At 68.2% G+C, this 25,118-nt stretch carries 21 protein-coding genes; all 21 read left to right on the forward strand.

All coding sequences use genetic code 11. The annotated features are described in order from the left end of the window. Positions 1 to 62: 62 nt before the first annotated feature. The 21 genes from BM345_RS05295 to lpxC all read left to right on the forward strand — a co-directional run bounded on the left by BM345_RS05295 (position 63) and on the right by lpxC (position 25,105). A complete protein-coding gene (locus BM345_RS05295; protein WP_093376320.1) occupies positions 63 to 1,115 on the forward strand; it encodes a CobW family GTP-binding protein in 1,053 nt (350 codons plus the stop codon). A 280-nt stretch (positions 1,116 to 1,395) separates the two neighbouring features. Further along, positions 1,396 to 2,178 (forward strand): RNA polymerase-binding protein DksA, encoded by a 783-nt coding sequence (gene dksA / locus BM345_RS05300; RefSeq protein ID WP_254789576.1) that lies wholly within the window; start codon positions 1,396 to 1,398, stop codon positions 2,176 to 2,178. A 42-nt stretch (positions 2,179 to 2,220) separates the two neighbouring features. Further along, positions 2,221 to 3,780: an STAS domain-containing protein gene (locus BM345_RS05305; RefSeq protein ID WP_093376322.1), complete on the forward strand. Its 1,560-nt coding sequence runs from the start codon at positions 2,221 to 2,223 to the stop codon at positions 3,778 to 3,780. Positions 3,781 to 3,844: 64 nt separating this feature from the next. Next, complete coding sequence (gene hslV, locus BM345_RS05310) at positions 3,845 to 4,390, forward strand: ATP-dependent protease subunit HslV (protein ID WP_093376324.1); 546 nt, start codon at positions 3,845 to 3,847, stop codon at positions 4,388 to 4,390. Between the two features lie 85 nt (positions 4,391 to 4,475). Then, positions 4,476 to 5,804: an ATP-dependent protease ATPase subunit HslU gene (gene hslU / locus BM345_RS05315; protein ID WP_093376325.1), complete on the forward strand. Its 1,329-nt coding sequence runs from the start codon at positions 4,476 to 4,478 to the stop codon at positions 5,802 to 5,804. Positions 5,805 to 6,186: 382 nt separating this feature from the next. After that, positions 6,187 to 6,618, forward strand: coding sequence for a division/cell wall cluster transcriptional repressor MraZ (mraZ, locus tag BM345_RS05320; RefSeq protein ID WP_093376327.1), 432 nt, complete (start codon positions 6,187 to 6,189; stop codon positions 6,616 to 6,618). A gap of 14 nt (positions 6,619 to 6,632) precedes the next feature. Then, a complete protein-coding gene (gene rsmH / locus BM345_RS05325) occupies positions 6,633 to 7,553 on the forward strand; it encodes a 16S rRNA (cytosine(1402)-N(4))-methyltransferase RsmH (protein ID WP_093376329.1) in 921 nt (306 codons plus the stop codon). 49 nt (positions 7,554 to 7,602) lie between these two features. Next, positions 7,603 to 7,959, forward strand: coding sequence for a cell division protein FtsL (gene ftsL / locus BM345_RS05330; protein WP_093377263.1), 357 nt, complete (start codon positions 7,603 to 7,605; stop codon positions 7,957 to 7,959). Further along, positions 7,956 to 9,704, forward strand: coding sequence for a peptidoglycan D,D-transpeptidase FtsI family protein (locus BM345_RS05335; RefSeq protein ID WP_093376331.1), 1,749 nt, complete (start codon positions 7,956 to 7,958; stop codon positions 9,702 to 9,704). The genes ftsL and BM345_RS05335 overlap by 4 nt, the downstream gene beginning before the upstream one ends. 3 nt (positions 9,705 to 9,707) lie before the next feature. Then, on the forward strand, positions 9,708 to 11,213 hold the full coding sequence (locus BM345_RS05340; protein WP_093376333.1) for a UDP-N-acetylmuramoyl-L-alanyl-D-glutamate--2,6-diaminopimelate ligase: 1,506 nt from the start codon (positions 9,708 to 9,710) through the stop codon (positions 11,211 to 11,213). Then, the gene (murF, locus tag BM345_RS05345; RefSeq protein WP_254789578.1) at positions 11,210 to 12,664 is read left to right on the forward strand and encodes a UDP-N-acetylmuramoyl-tripeptide--D-alanyl-D-alanine ligase; all 1,455 of its coding nucleotides are present in this window, start codon (positions 11,210 to 11,212) and stop codon (positions 12,662 to 12,664) included. The genes BM345_RS05340 and murF overlap by 4 nt, the downstream gene beginning before the upstream one ends. Positions 12,665 to 12,682: 18 nt before the next feature. Then, positions 12,683 to 13,861: a phospho-N-acetylmuramoyl-pentapeptide-transferase gene (mraY, locus tag BM345_RS05350; protein WP_093376335.1), complete on the forward strand. Its 1,179-nt coding sequence runs from the start codon at positions 12,683 to 12,685 to the stop codon at positions 13,859 to 13,861. Between the two features lie 13 nt (positions 13,862 to 13,874). Next, the gene (gene murD, locus BM345_RS05355) at positions 13,875 to 15,728 is read left to right on the forward strand and encodes a UDP-N-acetylmuramoyl-L-alanine--D-glutamate ligase (RefSeq protein WP_254789580.1); all 1,854 of its coding nucleotides are present in this window, start codon (positions 13,875 to 13,877) and stop codon (positions 15,726 to 15,728) included. Next, positions 15,725 to 17,032, forward strand: coding sequence for a putative lipid II flippase FtsW (ftsW, locus tag BM345_RS05360; protein ID WP_093376336.1), 1,308 nt, complete (start codon positions 15,725 to 15,727; stop codon positions 17,030 to 17,032). The genes murD and ftsW overlap by 4 nt, the downstream gene beginning before the upstream one ends. Beyond that, positions 17,029 to 18,087, forward strand: coding sequence for an undecaprenyldiphospho-muramoylpentapeptide beta-N-acetylglucosaminyltransferase (gene murG / locus BM345_RS05365; protein WP_093376338.1), 1,059 nt, complete (start codon positions 17,029 to 17,031; stop codon positions 18,085 to 18,087). The genes ftsW and murG overlap by 4 nt, the downstream gene beginning before the upstream one ends. Further along, positions 18,084 to 19,523 carry a UDP-N-acetylmuramate--L-alanine ligase gene (gene murC, locus BM345_RS05370; RefSeq protein ID WP_093376340.1) on the forward strand — a complete coding sequence of 480 codons (1,440 nt, stop codon included), beginning with the start codon at positions 18,084 to 18,086 and terminating at the stop codon, positions 19,521 to 19,523. Before murG ends, murC begins: the two co-directional genes overlap by 4 nt. Next, positions 19,520 to 20,503, forward strand: a complete 984-nt coding sequence (locus tag BM345_RS05375; RefSeq protein WP_093376342.1) for a D-alanine--D-alanine ligase — start codon at positions 19,520 to 19,522, stop codon at positions 20,501 to 20,503. Before murC ends, BM345_RS05375 begins: the two co-directional genes overlap by 4 nt. Position 20,504: 1 nt before the next feature. Beyond that, complete coding sequence (locus tag BM345_RS05380; protein WP_093376344.1) at positions 20,505 to 21,299, forward strand: cell division protein FtsQ/DivIB; 795 nt, start codon at positions 20,505 to 20,507, stop codon at positions 21,297 to 21,299. A 26-nt stretch (positions 21,300 to 21,325) separates the two neighbouring features. After that, the gene (gene ftsA, locus BM345_RS05385) at positions 21,326 to 22,555 is read left to right on the forward strand and encodes a cell division protein FtsA (protein ID WP_093376346.1); all 1,230 of its coding nucleotides are present in this window, start codon (positions 21,326 to 21,328) and stop codon (positions 22,553 to 22,555) included. A 176-nt stretch (positions 22,556 to 22,731) separates the two neighbouring features. After that, the gene (gene ftsZ, locus BM345_RS05390; RefSeq protein WP_093376347.1) at positions 22,732 to 23,946 is read left to right on the forward strand and encodes a cell division protein FtsZ; all 1,215 of its coding nucleotides are present in this window, start codon (positions 22,732 to 22,734) and stop codon (positions 23,944 to 23,946) included. 235 nt (positions 23,947 to 24,181) lie between these two features. Continuing rightward, positions 24,182 to 25,105, forward strand: coding sequence for a UDP-3-O-acyl-N-acetylglucosamine deacetylase (gene lpxC / locus BM345_RS05395; protein ID WP_093376349.1), 924 nt, complete (start codon positions 24,182 to 24,184; stop codon positions 25,103 to 25,105). The last annotated feature ends 13 nt before the right edge of the window (positions 25,106 to 25,118 follow it).

Below are 25,118 nucleotides of genomic sequence, written 5' to 3' on the forward strand. Positions count from 1 at the left end.
CGGGCGAATGCACCGGAGGCTAGACTTTCGGGTTTTCCCGCTCACAGACCCCGGAGTACGCCATGGCCCTCATTCCCGCCACCATCCTCACCGGCTTCCTCGGCTCGGGCAAGACGACGCTGCTCAAGCGGGTGCTGACCGAGGCCCACGGCCAGAAGATCGCCGTCATCGAGAACGAATTCGGCGAAGAGAACATCGACAGCGACATCCTGGTGACCGAGTCCAAGGAGCAGATCGTGCAGATGAGCAACGGCTGCATCTGCTGCACGATCCGCGAAGACCTGCGCTCGGCCCTCCAATTGCTGGCCGCCAAGAAGCGCCAGGGCCTGCTGGACTTCGACCGCGTGGTGATCGAGACCACCGGCCTGGCCGACCCCGGCCCCGTCGCCCAGACCTTCTTCATGGACGACGAGATCGCCGAGAGCTACCTGCTGGACTCCATCCTGACCCTGGTGGACGCCAAGCACGCCGCCCAGCAGTTCAACGACCGCCAGGAGGCGCGCCGCCAGGTGGGCTTTGCCGACCAGCTCTTCATCAGCAAGACCGACCTGGTCCCGGCGGAAGAGACCGACGCGCTGATGCACCGCCTCAAGCACATGAACCCCCGTGCGCCGCAGCAGAAGGTGCACTTCGGGGAGGTGCCGCTGTCGCAGGTGTTCGACCTGCGCGGCTTCAACCTCAACGCCAAGCTCGACATCGACCCGGACTTCCTGAAGGAAGACGACCACGCGCACCACGACCACGACCACGAACACGGCGAGCACTGCGACCATCCCTCGCATGCCCACGAGGGGCATGGCCATCACCACCACGTGGACGACGACGTGAAGAGCTTCGTCTACAAGGCCGACCGCCCCTTCGACCCGGCCCGGCTCGAGGATTTCCTGGGCGCCATCGTGAACATCTACGGCCCGCGCATGCTGCGCTACAAGGGCGTGCTGCACATGCAAGGCACCGAGCGCAAGGTGATCTTCCAGGGCGTGCACCAGCTGATGGGCAGCGACCTGGGCCCGGCCTGGGCCGAGGGAGAAGCTCGCCAGAGCCGCATGGTGTTCATCGGCATCGACCTGCCGCGCGACATCCTGGAGCAGGGCCTGGAACAGTGCTTGGTGTAAGCCCGCGCTGAAACCGCCGCCCGGGCGTTCCAGTTCTCTATACAATCGCGCCCCGATCCGGAGGTGGACTCTGTCGCAAGTAAGGCAGAGTGTGACTTCCGGCATACACGAAGGCGCGTTTGCGGCCCGCATTCAGGGGTATAACCCCACGGATTGCCACCGGCGAGCACCCTATAACCGTGGGGTCGACGCATCTGCCTCAAAAAGCGTTGCGGAATCCGCGGATACAGGACGCCTGTGGATGCAGAGCGTCGTGAGTTCAACCAAGGAGCCCGTCACCGTGAATAAAGCCGTCGCCAAGGCCAAGCCTGCTGCCAAGCCGGACGTCAAGAAGACCCCGGCCGCCGCCAAGCAGCCTGCGCCCGCCGCGAAAAAGGCGACCGCGACCAAGAGCCCTGCCAAGGCCGCACCGGCCGCGCCTGCACCTGCCCCCGCGCCAGCGCCTGTGGCGCACGCCTCCGTGCCTGCGCGGGCCGGCCGGCCTTCGGCGCGACTGTCCTCCGTGACCGTTCCCTCCATGCCCCAAACGGTGGCCTCCACGGCCGCCAAGTCCAGTTTTACGCAGACCATGTCCACCGTCCTCGTCCCTCCGCCGCCGCTTTCGATCAAGAAAGACCCGAAGCTCGCCAACAACTGGAAGACCAAATCGGTCGAGGAACTCAGCGATGACGAAGTCATCGCCATGCCCGATTCCGAGTACATGAACGACAAGCAGATGGCTTTCTTCCGCCACAAGCTCGTTCTGCTCAAGAAGGGCATCCTCGACAACGCCGGCGAGACCACCGAGCACCTGCGCGAGGACACCGTGGTCGTTCCCGACCCGGCCGACCGCGCCACCATCGAGGAAGAGCACGCCCTGGAACTGCGCACCCGAGACCGCGAGCGCAAGCTGCTCAAGAAGATCGAGCAGTCCATCCAGCGCATCGACGCCGGCGACTACGGCTACTGCGACGAGACCGGCGAGCCCATCGGCGTCGGCCGCCTGCTGGCCCGTCCCACGGCCACGCTCTCGCTCGAGGCGCAGCAGCGCCGCGAGCTCAAGCAGAAGATGTTCGGGGATTGAAGCCCCCAGCCTCTCTTCTCCACGCGAACCGTCGCTGACACCATGGGCAAGGAAGATTCGGGCCGCCTCCTGTCCAAGGTGGCGAAGTTCGTCCGCAATCCGCTGAAGGACTGGTCCGAGCTGGACGCGCCAGAGTCACTGCCGGCGGACAACGGCTACAGCCGCGAGATGCTCAAGGAGATGATCGAGCGGCGCCAGCGCAACGACTTCGTGCGCCGGCGCGAGTTCGACATGCTGCGCAAGCTGCGCCAGCGCGAGGCCGCCGGCGGCACGCCCGAGAGCGCTGCCGCCATCTCGTCCTTCAACATGAGCACCTCGGGCAAGTCCGAGGGCCGCGCGCTCACGCTCAAGAAGATCGACGAGATCGAAGAGCAGATGTCCCAGCAGTGGTGGAAGGGGCGCGCCCCGGGCGGCGGCGACGCACCACCAGTGCCTCCCGCCACGCCCGAGGCAGCACCCAGTACCGAGGAGGCGGCCCGTCGCGCCCAAGCCTACGCCGACACCGAGCCCGGCATGGCGCCGCCCGGCGAGCACGCCGCGGCCGCCATGGCTGCGGGGCGCGAAGGTGCCCATCCCTCCGGGCTGGAAGACGCCGCCATCCGTTTTGCCCAGGGCGACGACGCCGGCGCCGAGGCGGTGCTGCTGCAGATGACGGCGCCCGAGAGCCCGCACGCGGACCAGAACGAGATCTGGCGCGCGCTGCTCGACTTGTACCGAGCTACGGGCGACGCCGAGAAGTTCGGCGCCGCCAGCACCCGCTACGCACAGCGCTTCAAGCGTCCCGGTCCGGAATGGGTGTCGCTGCGCAGCCTGGCGCGGGATGCCCAGGCCGGCATCGATGCCATGCCGGCGCCCGAGGCCCCTCCCGAAGGCCTGGAGCAGGAGGCCGACTGGGCCTGTCCCGAAGTCCTCACGCGTGAAGGCCTGGCCGAGCTCACCCGTGCGCTGGCCGCAGCCGGCCCCGTGTGGCACATGGACTGGCGCCGGTTGTCGGTCGTCGAGCACGATGCCGCGGGCCCGTTGCGCGCCCTGTTCAACCACTGGGCCGATTCCCCGGTCCAGCTGCGCTTTGACGGCGCCCATCAGTTGCTGGCGGTGCTCGAGAAGGCCGCGCCCACGGGCGACCGCAGCGTCGACGTGGTCTGGTGGCAGCTTCGCTTGGCGGTGCTGCGCACCGTCCATGAAGCCGACGCCTACGAGCTGGCGGCGCTCAACTACTGCATCACTTTCGAGGTGTCGCCGCCGCCGTGGATCGATCCGCGCGGCAGCTATACCGCCATGGATGTCGGCGTCGCGCCGGCGCCCGCTGTCTATTCCGCGGAGCCCAGCCGCGCCGTTCTGATGGGCCATCTGGGCGGCGATTGCCAGCAATTGCTGCTGCGCCTGGACGCCGACCTGAAGAACGCCTTGATGCCCACCGTCTCCTGCGCCGCACTGCTGCGCGTGGACCTGGAAGGCGCCCGCGCCCTGATCGACTGGGTTGCGGGGCACGAGGAGCAGGGCCGGCGCATCGAGTTTGTCGACGCGCACCGGCTGGTCGCCTCCTTCTTCCACGTCGTCGGCGTCACCGACCACGCCAGCGTCAGCACTCGCAGCAAATAGTTTCAGCAAGCAAGCTGGAGCAAGTGGCCTTGCAATTCGCGCGGGCCGCCCCCAAATTGTTCCAATGGAACAATTTCACGGAACCACCATCGTCAGCGTGCGGCGCAAGACGCCAACCGGTGACCAGGTTGCCATCGGCGGGGACGGCCAGGTGACGCTGGGCAATGTCGTCATCAAGGGCACCGCGCGCAAGGTCCGGCGCCTGTACAACGGCAAGGTGCTGGCGGGCTTTGCCGGCGCCACGGCGGATGCCTTCACGCTCTTCGAGCGCTTCGAGGGCAAGCTGGAAAAGCACCAGGGCCAGCTCGCCCGCGCGGCCATCGAGCTGACCAAGGACTGGCGCACCGACCGCGTGCTGCGCCGCCTGGAGGCCATGCTGGCGGTGGCCGATTCCAGCGTCTCGCTCATCATCACCGGCAACGGCGACGTGCTGGAGCCCGAGCAGGGCATCGTGGCCATCGGATCGGGCGGCGTGTATGCCCAGTCGGCCGCCAAGGCCCTGCTGGAGAACACCGAGCTGAGCGCCGAGGAGATCGTGCGCAAGTCGCTGGCCATCGCCGGCGAACTGTGCATTTATACGAACATGAACCACACCATCGAGGTCCTGTGATGCCCCCACGCTCAGCACTTCGTGTCTTCGCTGCCCCCCGAGGGGGCGCTGGCCTTTCTAGGGGCGGCCCGTCGAAAGGCCGGACATGACGATGACCCCCCAGGAGATCGTCTCCGAACTCGACAACCACATCGTCGGCCAGTTCGACGCCAAGCGCGCGGTGGCCATCGCCCTGCGCAACCGCTGGCGCCGCCAGCAGGTGGATCCCAAGCTGCGCAGCGAGATCACGCCCAAGAACATCCTCATGATCGGCCCCACTGGCGTGGGCAAGACCGAGATTGCTCGGCGCCTGGCCCGCCTCGCCGACGCGCCCTTCATCAAGGTCGAGGCCACCAAGTTCACCGAGGTGGGTTACGTGGGCAAGGATGTGGATTCCATCATCCGCGACCTCGCCGAAGTGGCCGTCAAGCAGACCCGCGAATCCGAGAGCGCCAAGGTGCGCATGCGCGCCGAGGACGCGGCCGAGGAGCGCATCCTCGACGTGCTGCTGCCGCAGGCCCGCGCGGCCGACGGCACCTCGGCCACGGGCGACAGCAGCAACGCCACCCGCCAGGCCTTCCGCAAGAAGCTGCGCGAGAAGCAGCTGGACGACAAGGAAATCGAGATCGACCTGGCCGAGACCCGCGCGCCCCTGGAGATCATGGGCCCGGCCGGCATGGAAGAGATGGCCGAGCAGCTGCGCGGCATGTTCGGCCAGCTCGGCCAGGCCAAGCGCAAGACGCGCAAGCTTCGCATCGGCGAGGCCATGGGCCTGCTGATCGACGAGGAGGCCGCCAAGCTGGTCAACGAGGACGAGATCCGCGCCCAGGCGATCTCCAACGCCGAGCAGAACGGCATCGTCTTCATCGACGAGATCGACAAGGTGGCCACCCGCAGCGACACGCAGGGTTCCGACGTCTCGCGCCAGGGCGTGCAGCGCGACCTGCTGCCGCTGGTGGAGGGCACGGCCGTCAGCACCAAGTACGGCGTGGTGCGCACCGACCACATCCTGTTCGTGGCCAGCGGCGCCTTCCACCTGAGCAAGCCCAGCGACCTGATCCCCGAACTGCAGGGGCGCTTTCCGATCCGCGTGGAACTTCAGTCGCTCTCGGTGGCGGACTTCGAGAGCATCCTCACCCAGACCCGGGCCTCGCTGGTCAAGCAGTACCAGGCGCTGCTGGCGACCGAGGGCGTCACGCTCGACTTCACCGCCGACGGCATCACCCGCCTGGCGAGCATCGCCTACGAGGTGAACGAGCGCACCGAGAACATCGGGGCACGGCGACTGTCCACCGTGATGGAGCGGCTGCTGGACGAAGCCAGCTTCGACGCCACCCGTTTTTCGGGCCAGACCATCCGCATCGATGCCGCCTACGTGGACGATCGCCTCAAGGCACTCAGCCACGACGAGGACCTGTCCCGCTTCATCTTGTGACAAGGGGGCCGCAGGCCGGCCTGACAATCGAGTGTTGGACTTTCACGCGGCGCCCATGAGGCGCCGCGTGCTTTTTGCGCGCTTTGCGGCGGTAGTTTTCACCTTTGTGGACTGCCTGCGTTGCACCCTGTGCGCGTCAATGTTTCACAAACCACATGCAGTGCCCTTTCTAAGTGCTTACTTCTAAAGGACTTTTCTCGTCGAAACCGATTCTTGAAAACCGCGCTAAGTCCTTGATTCCATTACAAAAAATACAGCTCACCCCTTGTTGTGCGGTAGGTGATTCCTGCTACAGTGCAAAAAAGTGCATTTAAGTGGGAAAAAGTGTCGGTACTTCCCGTTTTGGGGCGTGTTCCGGCAGCAGTCATAGGGTTTCAAGTTCGTGTTTCAGGGCGCTTCATCGCTGAGTCTGGATGCCAAGGGGCGGCTTTCGGTGCCGACCCGGCATCGTGACGTCCTGTCCGCGACCGCGGCGGGCCAGCTCACGGTCACGCGCCATCCCCACGGCTGCCTGATGATCTTCCCGCGCCCTGCCTGGGAACAGTTCCGCGAGCGCATCGCCGCCATGCCGCTGAAGGACCAATGGCTCAAGCGCCTGTTCCTGGGCAACGCCATGGACGTGGACATGGATTCCACTGGCCGCATCCTCATCTCGCCCGAACTGCGCGCCGCGACCGGCATTTCGCGCGAGACGCTGCTGCTGGGCATGGGCAGCCACTTCGAGCTGTGGGACAAGGCCACGCACGACGCCAAGGAGGCCGAGGCCCTGGCGGCCGGCCTGGCGAGCGAGTCCCTCCAGGACCTGGCCTTCTGACACGAGAGACGGCGTTGGACAACCCATGGACCCACACCACTGTCCTCCTGGAAGAAGCGGCCGCCGCTCTCCAGGCGGAAGGCTCGCGCGACACCTTCGTGGACGCGACCTTCGGGCGCGGCGGTCACTCGCGAGCGATCCTGGCCCGGCTGGCGCCCGAGGGGCGGCTCATCGCATACGACAAGGATGCGGAAGCGGTGGCGGAAGCAGCGCGCATCGAGGATGCGCGTTTTTCCATCCGCCACGAAGGATTCAGGCACCTGGGGGAGTTGGCGCCGGCCAGCGTCGCCGGCCTCCTGATGGATCTCGGCATCAGCTCTCCCCAGATCGACAACCCCGCACGGGGTTTTTCTTTTCGTTTCGACGGGCCGCTCGACATGCGCATGGACACCACGCGCGGGGAGAGCGTTGCAGAGTGGCTGGCAACGGCCGAAACCCAACAGATTGCAGAGGTCATCCGTGACTATGGCGAAGAACGGTTTGCTGTTCAGATTGCAAAGGCGATTGCAGCTCGCCGACAGGAACGGGGCCCAATTTCAACCACCACCGAACTGGCCGAGCTCGTGGCTGGCACGGTCAAAACCCGCGAGCCGGGCCAGAACCCTGCAACGCGCACATTTCAGGCTCTTCGGATTTTCATCAACGCCGAGCTTGAAGAGCTGCAACAGGCGCTAGAGGCCAGTCTTTCCGTGCTCAAGCCCCAGGGTCGGCTCGCGGTGATCAGCTTCCATTCGCTGGAAGATCGCATCGTCAAGCAGTTCATCGCCAAGCATTCGCGCGAGGTCTTCGACCGCCGCGCGCCCTTTGCCGAGCCCCGGGAAATGAAGCTTCGCTCCATCGGCCGCATCAAGCCGAGCGAGGCGGAGGTGCGGGGCAACCCGCGCTCGCGCAGCGCCATCCTGCGCGTGGCAGAACGCACGGGGGCGCCGGCGTGAGGCATCTGCTCGTCATCGCCGCAAACCACCAGGCGGGAGGCAGCGCATGCTGACCCGCTTGAACCTGCTCCTGCTGTTTGCCGTGATCGGCTCGGCGCTGTATCTGGTGCACATCGAGTACACCGCGCGCCAGCTCTACACGCAGATGCACAAGGCCGAGCAGGAGACGCGCCGCATCGAGCTGGACTTCGATCGCCTGCAGCTGGAAAAGCGCGCCCAGGCCACGCCGCTGCGCGTGGAAAAGCTCGCGCGCGAGCAGCTCAAGATGCGCACCGCCACGCCGGCCATCACGCAGTACGTGCGCCCCGACGGCACGGTGATTCCCGCGGTGGCACCGCTGCCGCCGACCACGCCGCCCACCGGCAAGCCGGCCCCCGCCGGCGCCGCTGCAAGGAGCCAGCGATGAGCCGGCGCAGCGTCCGCTACACCACCAGCCCCCTGCTGGCCAGCAAGACGCCGGTGTGGCGCAGCAAGTTCATCGTGGCCGGCATCGCGCTGGGCTTCGTGGTGCTGGCCGGCCGCGCGGCCTACGTGCAGGTGTTCGGCAACGCCTTCTTCCAGCGCCAGGGCGAGGTGCGCTATGCGCGCAACCTCGAGCTGCCGGCCAACCGCGGCCGCATCATGGACCGCAACGGGCTGCTGCTGGCCTCCAGCGTGGTGGCGCCCAGCATCTGGGCCATCCCCGAGGACATCGAGCGCAACGACCCGGACACGCGCGCCAGGCTCAAGCAGGTCGCCAAGCTGCTGGAGATGCCGCAGAAGGACTTCGACAAGAAGCTGGAGGACGAGGACAAGAGCTTCGTCTGGATCAAGCGCCAGGTCGACGAACCCATCGCCAAGCAGATCGCCGCGCTCAACGTCAAGGGCATCTACCAGCGCCGCGAGTACAAGCGCGAGTACCCCGAAGGCGAGTCGGCCGCGCACGTGGTGGGGTTCACCAACGTGGAGGACAGCGGCCAGGAAGGCATCGAGCTCTTCTTCGACAAGCAGCTGTCCGGCAAGGCCGGCACCCGCCGCGTCATCAAGGACCGCCTCGGCCGCGTGGTCGAGGGCGTCGGCGAGACGGTGCCCCCGACGGACGGCAAGGACATCCAGCTGTCCATCGACAGCAAGGTGCAGTTCTTCGCCTACCAGAAGCTGCGCGACGCCGTCACCGCCAACAAGGCCAAAGCCGGCAGCGTGGTGGTGCTCGATGCCGTCACCGGCGAGGTGCTGGCGCTGGCCAACTACCCCAGCTACGTGCCCGACAAGCGGCAGAACCTCACGGGCGAGCAGCTGCGCAATCGCGCGCTCACCGACTCCTTCGAGCCCGGCTCGACCATGAAGCCGATCACCGTGGCCGCCGCGCTGGAAGCCGGCCGTATCCAGCCGCAGACCGTGATCGACACCAGCCCCGGGCGCATGAGCCTGGGCGGCTTCACCATCAGCGACACGCACAACTACGGCGCGCTGACGGTGGAAGGCGTGATCCAGAAGTCCAGCAACATCGGCGCGCTCAAGATCTCGCAGCGCATGTCGCCGCAGGAGATGTGGAACACCTACACCGCGCTGGGCTACGGCCACAAGCCGCAGCTGCAGTTCCCCGGCGCGGTCACCGGGCGCCTGCGCCCGTGGAAGAGCTGGAAGCCGGTGGAGCAGGCGACCATGGCCTACGGCTACGGCCTGTCGGCCTCGCTTTTGCAAATGGCGCACTCGTACACCGCACTGGCGCATGACGGCGAGGTGCTGCCGCTGACCATCATCAAGAACAACGAGCCCGCCGTCGGCGTGAAGGTGTTTTCCGCGCAGACGGCCTCGTCGGTGCGCAAGATGCTGCAGATGGCCGCGGGCCCCGGCGGCACCGGCCCGCTGGCGCAGACCATCGGCTACTCGGTGGGCGGCAAGTCGGGCACCGCGCACAAGCAGGTGGGCAAGGGCTACGCGAGCAACAAGTACCGCGCCTGGTTCACCGGCATGGCACCCATCGGCAAGCCGCGCATCATCGTCGCGGTGATGGTGGACGAGCCCAGTGCCGGCAAGTACTTCGGCGGCCTGGTGGCCGCGCCCATCTTCAGCGAAGTGGTGCAGCAGACGCTGCGCATGATGAACGTGCCGCCCGACCTGGCGGTCAAGCCGCTGGTGGTGACCACGGGCGTGGACGAGAGCTTCTAGGCCATGGTCCAGCAACTCCACACCCCCGTCGAAGCTGCGCAGTGGCTGCGTGCGCGCGTGCGCGGCGCCCTGCACGCGGACAGCCGCCGCGTGGGTGCGGGCGACGGCTTCGTGGCCTGGCCCGGCGCCGCCACCGACGGCCGCGGCCATGTGCCCGATGCGCTGGCCAAGGGCGCGAGCGCCTGCCTGGTCGAGCGCGAGGGCGCCGAGGCCTTCGGCTTCAGCGGCGATGCGGTGGGCAGCTACGCCGGCCTGAAGGCCGCCACCGGCCCGATCGCGGCGCACTACTACGGGCATCCGTCCGAACAGATCGAGCTGCTGGCCGTGACAGGCACCAACGGCAAGACCTCCACCGCGTGGTGGCTGGCCGAGGCCATCTCCGGCCTGGGCGGCCGCGGACCCTGCGCCGTGGTCGGCACGCTGGGCATCGGCAAGCCGCCGGAGCTGAGCTACACGGGCCTGACCACGCCCGACCCGGTGAGGCTGCAGCGTGCGCTGCGCGACTTCGTGGACCAGGGCTACTCGGCCTGCGCCATCGAGGCCTCGTCCATCGGCATCGTCGAGCGGCGCCTGGATGGCACGCGCATCGCGGTGGCCGTGTTCACCAACTTCACGCAGGACCACCTGGACTACCACGGCAGCATGGACGCCTACTGGCGGGCCAAGGCGGAACTGTTCAACTGGCCGGGCCTCGAGGCCGCGGTGATCAACATCGATGACGTGCAGGGCGCAAGCCTCGCGGCCGGCATGGCTGCGCGCGGCGCAGGCGCGGGCGTCGATCTCTGGACCCTCTCGACCGCCGGCAAGCCGGCGCGCCTTTCGGCGCGTGACATCGGCTACGACGCGCAGGGTTTGCGTTTCACCGTGGTCGAGAGCGGTGCGACGCCCATTTCCATGGCCACCGGCCTGATCGGCCAGTACAACGTCGCCAACCTACTGGGCGTGCTGGGCACGCTGCGCTCGCTGGGGCTGACGCTGGCCGAGGCGGTGGCCGCCTGCGGCGTGCTCACGCCGGTGCCCGGCCGCATGGAGCGGGTGCCCGGCGAAGCCGGCTCGCCCATGGTGGTGGTCGACTATGCCCACACGCCCGACGCGCTGGACAAGGCGCTGGCCGGCCTCAAGCCGCTGGCGCAGCAGCGCGGCGGCCGGCTGTGGTGCCTGTTCGGCTGCGGCGGCGACCGCGACCCGATCAAGCGCCCCATGATGGGCGCCGTGGCCGAGGCGCAGGCCGACCGCGTGCTGGTCACCAGCGACAACCCGCGCAGCGAGAAGCCCGACGCCATCATCAGCCAGATCCTGCTGGGCCTTTCCAGCCCCGAGCGGGCCGAGGTCGAGGTGGACCGCGCCCGCGCCATCGCGCAGATCGTGGCCCAGGCCGGTGCGAAGGACGTGGTGCTGCTGGCTGGCCGCGGCCACGAGGCCTGGCAGGAAGTGGCGGGCGGCGAGCGCATCGCCTTCTCCGACCGCGCCCATGCCGCCGAGGCACTGGCCGCAAGGAGCGCCGCATGACGACGACGCCCCGCATGATGACGCTCGCCCAGGCCCAGGCCTGGATTCCCGGCGCCCGCCTGGTGGGCAGCGCCGACACCGCCATTTCGCGCGTGCACACCGACACCCGCACGCTCGCGGCCGGCGACCTGTTCGTCGCGCTGAAGGGCGAGCGCTTCGACGCCAACGAATTCCTGGGCCAGGCCAGGGCGGCCGGCGCGGTGGCCGCGCTGGCGCACGGCGGCCTGGAAGCCGCCGGCCTGGCCGGGCTGGAAGTGCCCGACACGCTGGCCGCGCTGGGCGCCCTGGCCAACGGCTGGCGCCGCCAGTTCGACATGCCGCTGATCGCGGTCACCGGCAGCAATGGCAAGACCACGGTCACGCAGATGATCGCGTCCATCCTCGCCGCCGGCGCGGGGCCCGATCACTCGCTGGCCACGCGCGGCAACTTCAACAACGAGGTGGGCCTGCCGCTCACGCTGCTGCGCATGAACGCGCAGCACCAGCTGGGCGTGGTCGAGCTGGGCATGAACCACCCGGGCGAGATCTCGCGCCTGGCGGCCATCGCGCAGCCCACCATCGCGCTGGTCAACAACGCTCAGCGCGAGCACCAGGAATTCATGGCCACGGTGGAAGCCGTGGCGCGCGAGAACGGTGCCGTGTTCGAGGCCCTGCCGGCCGACGGCACCGCGGTGTTCCCGCATGGCGACGCCTTCAGCGCGCTGTGGGAAGAGATGGCGCGCGAAGGCCCCGGCCGCCGCACGATCAGCTTCGGCGAGCAGGCCGATGCCGACGTGTCGCTGGGCGATGCGGTCTGGCGCGGCGAGCATTGGGACGTGCAGATGCGCACGCCGCTGGGCCCGCTGCAGTGCCGCTTGCGCATTGCCGGCCGGCACAACGTGGTCAACGCCATGGCGGCCGCCGCCTGCGCGCTGGCCGCCGGCGTGTCGCTGGAAAAAATCGCGCAGGGCCTGGCCGCCTTCCAGCCGGTGGGCGGGCGCTCGAACGCGCGCGTGCTCATGCGCGCCGGCGGCCAGCCGCTCACGCTGGTGGACGACACCTACAACGCCAACCCCGACTCCATGCGCGCCGCCATCGACGTGCTGGCCGCGCTGCCGGCCCCGCACCTGCTGGTGATCGGCGACATGGGCGAGGTGGGCGACCAGGGGCCGCAGTTCCACGCCGAGATCGGCGCGTGGGCGGCCACCCGCGGCATCGAATGCGTGTACGCGCTGGGCACCGAGTCGGCGCACAGCATCGACGCCTACGATGCCGAGGCCACAGGCGCCGGCGAAAGCCGGCATTTCGACAACCAGTCGATCGAGTCGCTCAACGACGCCGTGAGGGCCAAGCTGCCCCAGGTGTCCAGCGTGCTCGTGAAGGGATCGCGCTTCATGAAGATGGAGCGCGTGGTGCAGGCGATTGCCGCACATGTCCAGACCAACGATTCCCAGGAGGCCGGACATGACTGACGTTCCGGACGCATCCCCATGCTGATGAGCCTGGCCCAATGGCTGCAGACCCTGTCGCCCGAGTTCGGGTTCCTGCGCGTCTTCCAGTACCTGACCTTCCGCGCGCTGATGGCGGCGCTGACCGCGCTGCTGGTCGGCCTCCTCGCCGGCCCGGCCGTGATCCGGCGCCTGACGGCGCTGAAGATCGGCCAGCCGGTGCGCGGCTACGCCATGGAAACCCACCTGGTGAAGAGCGGCACGCCCACCATGGGCGGCGTGCTGGTGCTCTTTGCCATCGCACTGGCCACGCTGCTGTGGTTCGACCTGAGCAACCGCTTCGTCTGGATCGTGCTGTGGGTCACGCTGGGCTTCGGCGCCATCGGCTGGGTGGACGACTGGCGCAAGGTGGTCAAGAAGGACCCGGAGGGCATGCGCTCGCGCGAGAAGTACTTCTGGCAGTCGCTGATCGGCCTGATGGCCGCCTTCTATCTTCTGTTCAGCATCTCCGAAGTGTCGAACTGGCGCGTGCTGGAGCTGTTCTACGCCTGGGTGCGCTCGGGCTTCGACCTGGATTTCCCGCCCAAGACCAACCTGCTGGTGCCCTTCTTCAAGGAGATCAGCTACCCGCTGGGCGGCGTGGGCTTCGTGGTGCTGACCTACCTGGTGATCGTGGGCGCGAGCAACGCGGTGAACCTCACCGACGGCCTGGACGGCCTGGCGATCATGCCGGTGGTGATGGTGGGCTCTGCCCTGGGCGTGTTCGCCTACGTCACCGGCAGCGCGGTGTATTCCAAGTACCTCTTGTTCCCGAACATTCCGGGCTCGGGCGAGCTGCTGGTGTTCTGCTCGGCGATGGCGGGCGCGGGCCTGGCCTTCCTGTGGTTCAACACGCACCCGGCGCAGGTCTTCATGGGCGACGTGGGCGCGCTGGCGCTGGGCGGCGCGCTGGGCACCATCGCGGTGATCGTCCGCCAGGAAATCGTGTTCTTCATCATGGGCGGCATCTTCGTGGTCGAGGCCATCTCGGTGATGGCCCAGGTGAGCTACTTCAAGTACACCAAGCGCCGCTTCGGCGAAGGCCGCCGCGTGTTGAAGATGGCGCCGCTGCACCACCACTTCGAGAAGAGCGGCTGGCGCGAGACGCAGGTCGTGGTGCGCTTCTGGATCATCACGATGCTGCTGTGCCTCGTGGGCCTGTCCACCCTCAAGCTGCGATAGAGGGACGACAGAAGTGAAGCATCTCGACCAACTCCACGTGCTGATCCTGGGCCTGGGCGCCTCGGGTCTGGCCATGGCGCGCTGGTGCGTTCGCCACGGCGCCGTGGTGACCGTGGCCGACACGCGCGAGGCGCCGCCGCAGCTGGCGACGCTGAAGTCGGAGTTGCCGTCTGCGACCTTCGTCGGCGGGCCCTTCAGCGCCGCCCTGGTGGAAGGCACCGCGATCCGCGCGGTCTACTGCTCGCCCGGGCTGTCGCCGCAGGTGATGGCGCCGGTGGTGTCGGTTGCGCGTTCGATCGGGCTGCCGGTGGGCGGCGAGCTCGACCTGTTTGCGCAGGCGCTGGCCGACCTGGCGGTGCCGCCGGTGGTCGAGACGGCTGAAGATGAAGCGACGGAAGGCGAGGCGTCCGAGGCAGCGACGCCTGACGCAGATACGGTCACTGCCCCTGAAGATCAGGCCTCGGAACGGCAGGCGGCGCCGGCCGAAGCGGCCGTCGAAGCCGGCACTGACGCTGTCGCCCGGACCGAGATCGAAGCGGAAGCCGAAGCCGAAGCCGAAGCAACCGAGTCCCCACTTGAAGATGAGCAGCCCGCGCCGCCTGCGAGCGACGAGTCCGTCGCCCCCGCAGATGAGGAAGGCGATGCCCCGGTGCCCGTGGTCGAGCCCCCCAAGCCGCGCGGCTACGAGCCCGCGGTGCTGGCCATCACCGGTACCAACGGCAAGACGACGGTCACCTCGCTCACCGGCCAACTGGTGGAGCGGGCGGGCAAGCGCGTGGCGGTGGCCGGCAACATCGGCCCCACGCTGCTGGACACGCTGGCCGCGCGCATGGACGCGCAGGACCTGCCCGAGGTGTGGGTGCTGGAACTCTCCAGCTTCCAGCTCGACGGCGTGCAGGGCTTCGAGCCCACCGCCGCCGTCGTGCTCAACGTCACGCAGGACCACCTCGACTGGCATGGCGACATGGACGCCTACGCCAAGGCCAAGGCGCGCATCTTCGGCAAGAAGGGCCTGATGGTGCTCAACCGCGACGACGCGATCGTGATGGCCATGCTGCCGCCGCCGGTGAAGGTGAAGCTGCAGCGACCGCAGATCCGCGCGCACATCACCTTCGGCGCCGACCTGCCACGCCGGCCGGGCGACTTCGGCATCGAGCGCGTCAACGGCATGGCCTGGCTGGTGCGGGCCCACGAGGCGGATGAGACCATCAAGCGCAAGCGCGGCGCGGTGGTGGAGGAAGAGATCCACCTGCAGCGCCTGATGCCCGCCGACGCCCTGCGCATCCGCGGCCAGCACAACGCGCTGAACGCGCTGGCTGCGCTGGCGCTGGCGGTGTCCGCCGGCTGCAGCCTGGCACCCATGCTCTACGGCCTGCGCGAGTACAGCGGCGAGCCGCATCGTGTGGAACCAGTGGCGATCATCGACGAGGTCGAGTACTTCGACGACAGCAAGGGCACCAACGTCGGTGCCACCGTGGCCGCGCTCACCGGCCTGGGCGTGGACCGCCGCGTGGTGCTGATCCTGGGCGGCGAAGGCAAGGGGCAGGACTTCTCGCCGCTGGCCGAACCGGTGTCGCGCCATGCGCGAGCCGTGATCCTGATCGGCCGCGACGCACCCATCATCGAAGAGGCGCTGGCCGGCACCGGCGTCAGCCTGCAGCACGCGGCTTCGATGGAAGAGGCGGTGAACGCCGCGTCGCGCCGCGCGAATCCGGGTGATGCGGTACTGCTTTCCCCGGCCTGTGCCAGCTTCGACATGTTCAAGGACTATGCGCACCGAGCCGCCGTGTTCTGCGAGGCGGTGCAGGTGCTGGTCGACTCGCCCCGCACCGCGGGCCTGGACGACGACGAAGGAGCCCCCGCGTGAACAGCGCAGCCGCCGCCGCCAGCCAGAGCACGTCCGCACGCACGGGCGGCTTCCTGCGCCGCCTTTTCGGCCGCGCGCGAGAAGGCATGGACGCGATGCCCATGCACCTGCCGGTGCACCTGGGCGGCGCCGGCGTCACGCAGACGCGCGCCGAGCCGGTGCGGGTGCTGGGCTTCGACCAGGCGCTGCTGTGGGTCACGGTGGCGCTGCTGGCCTGGGGGCTGGTGATGGTCTATTCGGCCTCGATCGCCATCGGCGACAACCCGCGCTTCGCCCGGGCCAACTACCAGGAGACCTACTTCCTGGCGCGCCATGCGGTGTCGCTGGTGGTGGCCATGGTCGCGGCGCTGCTGGCCTTCCAGGTGCCCATGCGCAACTGGGAGCGCGCAGCGCCCTGGCTCTTCATTGCCGCGCTGCTGCTGCTGGTGGCGGTGCTCATTCCGCACGTGGGCCGCAGCGTGAACGGCGCGCGCCGCTGGATCCCGCTGGGCATCACCAATTTCCAGCCCTCCGAACTGGCCAAGCTGGCCATGGTCATGTATGCGGCCAGCTACATGGTGCGCAAGATGGAGATCAAGGAGCGCTTCTTCCGCGCCGTGCTGCCGATGGGCGTCGCGGTGGTGGTGGTGGGCATGCTGCTGCTGGCCGAGCCCGACATGGGCGCCTTCATGGTGATCGCCGTGATCGCCATGGGCATCCTGTTCCTGGGCGGCGTGAATGCGCGCATGTTCTTCGTCATCGCCACGCTGGTGGTGGTGGCCTTCGGGATGATCGTGGCGTCCTCGCCCTGGCGGCGCGAGCGCATCTTTGCCTACCTGGACCCGTGGAGCGAGACCAACGCGCTGGGCAAGGGCTACCAGCTGTCGCACTCGCTCATCGCCATCGGTCGCGGCGAGATCTTCGGCGTGGGCCTGGGCGGCAGCGTCGAGAAGCTGCACTGGTTGCCCGAGGCGCATACCGACTTCCTGATGGCCGTGATCGGCGAGGAGTTCGGCCTGGTGGGCGTGTTGACCGCCATCGTGCTGTTCCTGTGGATGACGCGCCGCATCATGCACATCGGCCGCCAGGCGATCGCGCTGGACCGCGTGTTCTCCGGCCTGGTGGCGCAGGGCGTGGGCGTGTGGATGGGCTTCCAGACCTTCATCAACATGGGCGTGAACCTGGGCGCGCTGCCCACCAAGGGCCTCACGCTGCCGCTGATGAGCTATGGGGGCTCGGCCATCATCATGAACCTCATCGCGCTCGCGGTCGTGCTTCGCATCGACTACGAGAATCGCGTGCTGATGCGAGGGGGCCGCGTATGAGGACGGCGCTGATCATGGCCGGCGGCACCGGTGGCCACATCTTCCCCGGCCTGGCCGTGGCCGAGGCACTGCGCTCGCGCGGCTGGCGCGTGCACTGGCTGGGCGCGCCCACCGGCATGGAGAAGCAGCTGGTGCCGCCGCGCGGCTTCGCCTTCGAGCCGGTGGAGTTCGGCGGCGTGCGCGGCAAGGGCCTGGTCACGCTGGCCTTCCTGCCGCTCAAGCTGCTGCGCGCCTTCTGGCAGAGCATCGGCGTGGTGCGCCGCGTGAAGCCCGACGTGGTCGTCGGCCTGGGCGGCTACATCACCTTCCCGGGCGGCATGATGAGCGTGCTGCTGGGCAAGCCGCTGGTGCTGCACGAGCAGAACTCGGTCGCCGGCATGGCCAACAAGGTGCTGGCCGGCGTGGCCGACCGCATCTTCTCCGCCTTTCCCAACGTGCTGAAGAAGGCCAAGTGGGTGGGCAATCCGCTGCGCGAGGCCTTCCTCGAGCAGCCCGACCCGGCCACGCGCTTCGCCGGGCGCACCGGCCCGCTGAAACTGCTGGTGGTGGGCGGCAGCCTGGGCGCCAAGGCGCTCAACAGCATCGTGCCGCAGGCGCTGGCCCGCATCGCCGAAGTCGAGCGGCCCATCGTGCTGCACCAGAGCGGCGCAAAGCAGATCGACGAACTGCGCGCCAACTACACCGCGGCCGGCGTCGAAGCCGAGCTGACGCCGTTCATCGACGAGACCGCGCAGGCGTACGCCGCGGCCGATCTCGTCATCGCGCGCGCCGGCGCCAGCACCGTGACCGAGATCGCGGCGGTGGGTGCGGCGGCGCTCTTCGTTCCATTTCCTTCGGCGGTGGACGACCACCAGACCACCAACGCGCGCTTCCTTGTCGACGCGGGAGGCGGCTGGCTCGTTCAACAGTCCGAGCTCACACCTGAATTGCTTTCCGATTTGCTGCAGAAAACCACACGCGGCGCGCTGCTCGAGCGCGCCATCAAGGCCAAGAGCCTGCAAAAGACCGAAGCGGTCATCGAAGTCGTCCGTGCCTGCGAGGAGCTCGCCAAATGAAGCACGCGGTTCGTCAAATCCATTTCGTGGGACTGGGCGGCGCGGGCATGAGCGGCATTGCCGAGGTGCTGCTAAACCTGGGCTACCAGATCTCCGGCTCCGACCTGTCCGACAGCGCCACGCTGCGCCGCCTGGCGGACCTGGGCATCCGCACGCACGTCGGCCATGACGCGGCCAACATCGCCGGCGCCGATGCGGTGGTGACCTCCACCGCGGTGAAGGCCGACAACCCCGAGGTGGTGGCCGCCCGCGAGAAGAAGATCCCGGTGGTGCCGCGCGCCCTGATGCTGGCCGAACTGATGCGCCTGAAGCAGGGCATCGCCATCGCCGGCACACACGGCAAGACCACCACCACCAGCCTGGCCGCCAGCGTGCTCGCGGCCGCCGGCCTCGACCCCACCTTCGTGATCGGCGGGCGCCTGAACAGCGCGGGCACCAACGCGCGCCTGGGCAGCGGCGACTACATCGTGGTGGAGGCGGACGAGTCGGATGCGTCCTTCCTCAACCTGCTGCCCGTCATGGCGGTGGTCACCAACATCGACGCCGACCACATGGAGACCTACGGCCACGACTTCAAGCGCCTGAAGGGCGCCTTCGTGGACTTCCTGCACCGCATGCCCTTCTACGGCGTGGCGATCCTGTGCACCGACGATGCGGCGGTGCGTGACATCGTCACGCAGGTGTCCTGCCCCGTGACCAGCTACGGCTTCAACGAGGACGCCCAGGTGCGGGCGGTGGACGTGCGCGCCGACGGCGGCCAGATGCACTTCACCGTGCAGCGCCGCAACGGCGTGACGCTGCCCGACCTGCCCATCACGCTGAACCTGCCGGGCGAACACAACGTGCGCAACGCGCTGTCGGTGATCGCGATGGCGGTGGAACTCAACATTCCCGACGAGGCGGTGCAGCGCGGCCTGGCCGACTTCAAGGGCGTGGGCCGGCGCTTCCAGCGCTATGGCGACGTCGCGGTGCCGACTGGCGCGGGCAGCTTCGCCGTCATCGACGACTATGGCCACCACCCGGTGGAGATGGCCGCGACCATCGCCGCGGCCCGCGGCGCCTTCCCGGGCCGCCGTCTGGTGCTGGCCTTCCAGCCGCACCGCTACACCCGCACGCGCGACTGCTTCGAGGATTTCGTCAAGGTCATCGGCCAGGCCGACGCCGTGCTGCTGGGCGAAGTCTATGCCGCCGGCGAGGCGCCCATCGTGGCGGCCGATGGCCGCTCGCTGACGCGCGCGCTGCGCGTGGCCGGCAAGGTCGAGCCTGTATTCGTCGACGAGATTGCCGATATGCCCCAGGCCATCCTGAACAACGCGCGCGACGGCGACGTGGTGATCTGCATGGGCGCAGGTTCCATCGGTGCCGTGCCCGCCAAGGTGGTCGAGCTGGGCAACGCCCCGGCCACCCCATCCACCGAAAAGGAAACCAAGCAGTGAGCGCCCCGCAAGCCAACAACCTGGGCAAGGTGGCCGTCCTGATGGGCGGCAGTTCCGCCGAGCGCGACGTGTCGATCATGTCGGGCACCGGCGTGCTGGGCGCGCTGCGCTCGCGCGGCGTCGACGCGCACGAGTTCGACCCCGCCCAGCGCCCGCTCACCGACCTGCAGCGCGAAGGCTTCCAGCGCTGCTTCATTGCACTGCACGGCCGCCACGGCGAGGACGGCACGGTGCAGGGCGCGCTCGAGCTGCTTGGCATTCCCTACACCGGCTCGGGCGTGATGGCCTCCAGCGTGGCCATGGACAAGGTCATGACCAAGCGCATCTGGGTGGCCGACGACCTCCCTACGCCGCGCTACGCCCGCCTGGCCTTCGACCAGCAGAGCCTGGAGCAGGTGCGGGCAGTGCCCGACGTGCTGGGCCTGCCGCTCATCGTCAAGCCGCCGCGTGAGGGCTCGTCCATCGGCGTGACCAAGGTGCAGGGCTACTCGGAGATGCAGGAGGCGGTGAAGCTGGCCGCGCGCTACGACGCCGACGTGCTGTGCGAGGAATTCATCGAGGGCATGGAAGTGACCTGCGCGGTGCTCGGCAGCGGCCAGTACGCGCGCGCACTGCCGGTCATCCGCATCGCCGCGCCCGACGGTGCCTACGACTACCAGAACAAGTACTTCACCGACGACGTGAAGTACCACTGTCCGAGCGGCCTGCCGCCCGAGCTGGAAAGCGAGATCCAGCACCTCTCGCTGGCCGCCTACCGCACGCTGGGCTGCCGCGGCTGGGGCCGGGCCGACCTGATGGTGCGTGCCAGCGACGGCAAGCCCTTCCTGCTGGAGATGAATACCTCGCCGGGCATGACCAGCCATTCGCTGGTGCCGATGTCGGCGCGCGCGGCGGGCATCAGCTACGAGGACCTGTGCCTGCAGGTGCTGGCCTCGGCCACGCTGGATTCCGCCAAGCCGGTGGGGGAAGGACAGCCCTGACATGGCCGACAGCATCCCCGTCCCCTTCGACGTCAAGCTCATGAACATCGTCGCATCGCTGATCTTCGCGCTGTGCGGTGTCATGCTGCTGGCCGCGGCCGGGTGGTGGGTGCTGCGCCAACCCTTCTTCCCGCTGTCGGGCATCAAGGTGGATGGCGACCTGACGCACACCAACGCGGTCACGCTGCGTGCCAACGTGACGCCGCAGCTGGCGGGCAACTTCTTCACCGTGGACCTGGCCAAGGCGCGCAGCGCCTTCGAGTCGGTGCCCTGGGTGCGCAAGGCGGTGGTGCGGCGCGAGTTTCCCAACAAGCTGCGCGCCACGCTCGTCGAGCAGGTGCCCGTGGCCTTCTGGGGCACGGACGACGAGTCCAAGCTGATCAACAACTACGGCGAGGTCTTCGATGCCAACGTGGCCGAGGTCGACCAGCCGCTGCCGCGCCTGTCGGGCCCGCTGGACCATGCCGGCCAGGTGCTGGGCATGTACCGGGTGCTGCAGCCGCTGTTCGCGCCCCACGACCTGAGCATCGACGAGCTGACGCTGTCGGCCCGCGGCAGCTGGGAAGCCCGGCTGGACTCCGGCGCCGTCATCGAACTGGGCCGGGGCCAGGCCGAGGAGGTGGCCGCCCGGGCGCAGCGCTTCCTGACCTCGGTGCGGCAGGTGGCCGGCCAGTACGGACGCACGCTGGACTCGCTGGAAAGCGCGGACCTGCGCCACAAGGATGCGTATGCGCTGCGGTTGCGCGGGGTCACGACCGTGACCGACGGCACTGCACTGCCTGCCAAGAAGAAATAGCGACGAAGAGAAGCAACGAGGATTTCATGCCTAAAGACTACAAAGACCTGGTCGTCGGCCTCGACATCGGCACCGCCAAGGTGATGGCGGTGGTGGCCGAGGTGCTGCCCAGCGGAGAACTGAAGCTGGCAGGGCTGGGCGTGGCGCCAAGCAATGGCCTCAAGCGCGGCGTGGTGGTGAACATCGACGCCACGGTGCAGAGCATCCAGCAGGCGCTCAAGGAAGCCGAGCTGATGGCCGACTGCAAGATCAGCCGCGTCTACACCGGCATCACCGGCAGCCACATCCGCGGCATCAACTCCAGCGGCATGGTGGCGGTGAAGGACAAGGAAGTGACGCCCGCCGACGTGGCCCGCGTGGTGGAGACGGCGCGCGCCATCAACATCTCCAGCGACCAGCGCCTCTTGCTGGTGGAGCCGCAGGAATTCGTCATCGACGGCCAGGACGTCAAGGAGCCGATCGGCATGAGCGGGATGCGCCTGGAGGCCAAGGTGCACATCGTGACCGGCGCGCAGAGCGCGGCCGAGAACATCATCAAGTGCGTGCGCCGCTGCGGCCTGGAGGTGGACCAGCTCATGCTGAACCCGCTGGCCTCCAGCCAGGCGGTGCTGACCGAGGACGAGCGCGAGCTGGGCGTGGTGCTGGTGGACATCGGCGCCGGCACCACCGACGTGGCGATCTTCACCAACGGCGCGATCCGCCACACCGCGGTGATCCCGATCGCGGGCGACCTGGTCACCAGCGACATCGCGATGGCCCTGCGCACGCCCACCAAGGACGCCGAGGACATCAAGGTCGAGAACGGCTTTGCCAAGCAGCTTCTGGCCGACCCCGACACGCAGGTGGAAGTGCCGGGCCTGGGCGACCGCGGCCCGCGCCTGTTGAGCAAGCAGGCGCTGGCCGGCGTGATCGAGCCGCGCATCGAGGAAATCTTCTCGCTGGTGCAGCAGGTGGTGCGCGAGTCGGGCTACGAGGAAGTGCTCTCGTCCGGCGTGGTGCTCACCGGCGGCAGCGCGGTGATGCCCGGGATGATCGAGCTGGGCGAGGACATCTTCCTCAAGCCCGTGCGCCGCGGCATCCCCAAGTATTCGAGCGCGTTGTCGGACATGGTGGCGCAGCCTCGTGCCGCCACCGTGATGGGCCTGCTGGAAGAGGCCCGCTTCGCCCGCATGCGCGGCTACAAGGTCGCGCAGAAGAGCGGCTCGGTGAAGACCGCCTTCGGCCGCTTCAAGGACTTCATCGTGGGGAACTTCTGACGATGTTTGCCACCACCTATCGACTTTGGCTGGCACGCGGAAGTCCTCCGCGCCACTTTAATGAGCGATGGCGGCGCACGGGCCCGCCCGCCTGAGTCTCACAGGCAAGAAGCAAGAACAAGCAAACGCGAAACCGAACAAGACAGACGGCAACTGCAATTTCAAGGAGTTAGGACATGAGCATCGAAATGATCGAAGTCGAAGAATTCAACCAGGGCACGCAGATCAAGGTGATCGGTGTCGGCGGCGGCGGCGGCAACGCCGTGGACCACATGATGGAACACGGCGTGCAGGGCGTGCAGTTCGTCTGCGCGAACACCGACGCGCAGGCGCTCACCCGCAGCAGCGCGCACAAGGTGATCCAGCTGGGCACCAGCGGCCTGGGCGCAGGCAGCAAGCCCGCCAAGGGCCGTGACGCGGCCGAGGCGGCCGTGGAAGAGATCCGCGAAGCCATCGACGGCGCGCACATGCTCTTCATCACCGCCGGCATGGGCGGCGGCACCGGCACCGGCGCGGCCCCCGTGATCGCGCGCGTGGCCAAGGAGATGGGCATCCTGACGGTGGGCGTGGTGACCAAGCCCTTCGACTGGGAAGGCGGCCGCCGCATGACCAATGCGGAACAGGGCCTGCAGGAGCTCGAGGCCAATGTCGATTCCCTCATCGTGGTGCTGAACGAGAAGCTGCTCGACGTGCTGGGCGAAGAGGTCACGCAGGAAGAGGCCTTTGCCCATGCCAACGACGTGCTGAAGAACGCCGTGGGCGGCATCTCGGAAATCATCAACGAGTACGGCGGCGTGAACGTCGACTTCGAGGACGTGCGCACCGTGATGGGCGAGCCCGGCAAGGCCATGATGGGCACGGCCGCGGCCAGCGGCCCGGACCGCGCCCGCATCGCCGCCGAGCAGGCCGTGGCCTGCCCGCTGCTGGAAGGCATCGACCTGTCCGGCGCCAAGGGCGTGCTGGTGCTGGTGACGGCATCGAAGCAGTCGCTCAAGCTGTCGGAATCGAAGCTGGCGATGAACACCATCCGCGCCTACGCCTCGCCGGACGCGCACGTCATCTACGGCGCCGCCTACGACGAGCGCCTGGGCGACGAGATGCGCGTGACGGTGGTGGCCACGGGCCTGTCGCGCCAGGCGGTCAAGCCGCAGCTGGAAGTGATCCGCAGCACCGGCACGGACGGCGCCTTCGCGGTGCCCACGCTGAACGCGAACGCGGCCATGTCGGGTGGACTGGGTGGCCAGCCGCAGCAGCACAACTACGACGGCATGACCGTGCCCAGCGTGTGGCGCACCAACCGCACCATGGCCGCGGCCAAGGTGGATGCGCTGTCGTCGGGTGGCATGGACGATTTCGAGATCCCCGCCTTCCTCCGCCGCCAAGCCGACTGATGGCGCATAAGGCTACTGCGCGCCCCGATCTTGCATCTGCGCTTCTCGCCGTACCGGAGTACGGCTGCGATGCTCGATGCAAGCTCGGGGCGCTCGCTACGCCTTCTGCACCATCAGTCGACGCCGTCGGCGATCACTGAACCTCGAAGTTCCCGGGAGGGACGACTTGTCGGCTATCACCCTGATAGCGAGGGGTGCGGGGCGCCTGCGGGCGCGGGCGCCTAAAATCGAGGCTGTGCTACAGCAACGAACCCTCAAATCCATCAGCCGCGCCGTGGGCGTGGGGCTGCATAGCGGGCAACGGGTCGAGCTGACCCTGCGGCCGGCGCCACCGGACACGGGCATCGTGTTCCGGCGCGTGGACCTGCCCGAGCCGGTGGAGATTCCCATGGAGGCGCAGTTCGTCACCGATACGCGCCTGGCTTCGACCATCTCGCGCGGCGGTGCCAAGGTGCAGACGGTGGAGCACATCATGTCGGCCTGCGCGGGATTGGGGCTGGACAACCTGTACATCGACATCACGGCCGACGAGGTGCCCATCCTCGACGGCTCGGCCTCCTCCTTCGTCTTCCTTCTGCAGAGCGCGGGCATCGTGCAGCAGAAGGCGCCGCGCCGCTTCATCCGCGTGACCCGCATGGTCGAGGTGCGCGAGGGCGAAGGCGCCAACGAGAAGTGGGCCCGCCTGGAGCCTTATCACGGCTTCAAGCTGGCCTTCGAGATCGACTTCAGCCACAAGGTGGTGAATTCGACCGGACAACGGGTGGAGTTCGACATGGGCAGCGGCTCCTACAGCCGCGACATTGCGCGCGCCCGCACCTTCGGCTTCACCAAGGAAGTGGAGTACATGCGCTCCAAGGGCCTGGCCCTGGGCGGTGGCCTGGACAACGCCATCGTCATGGACGACACCAAGGTGCTCAACACCGACGGCCTTCGCTACGACGACGAGTTCGTCAAGCACAAGATCCTGGACGCCATCGGCGACCTCTACATCATCGGCAAGCCGCTGCTGGCCGCCTACACCGCCTTCCGCTCGGGGCACGCGCTCAACAACAAGCTGCTGCGTGAACTGCTGACCCAGCGCGACGCCTACGAGATCGTCACCTTCGAGAACGAAGCCCAGGCACCGCGCGGCTTCGCCGAAGTGGCGCGCGCCTGGTAGCGGGGCGCCAGGC

The sequence above is a fragment of the Variovorax sp. OV329 genome (assembly GCF_900114785.1).
Classification (GTDB): Bacteria; Pseudomonadota; Gammaproteobacteria; order Burkholderiales; family Burkholderiaceae_C; genus Variovorax.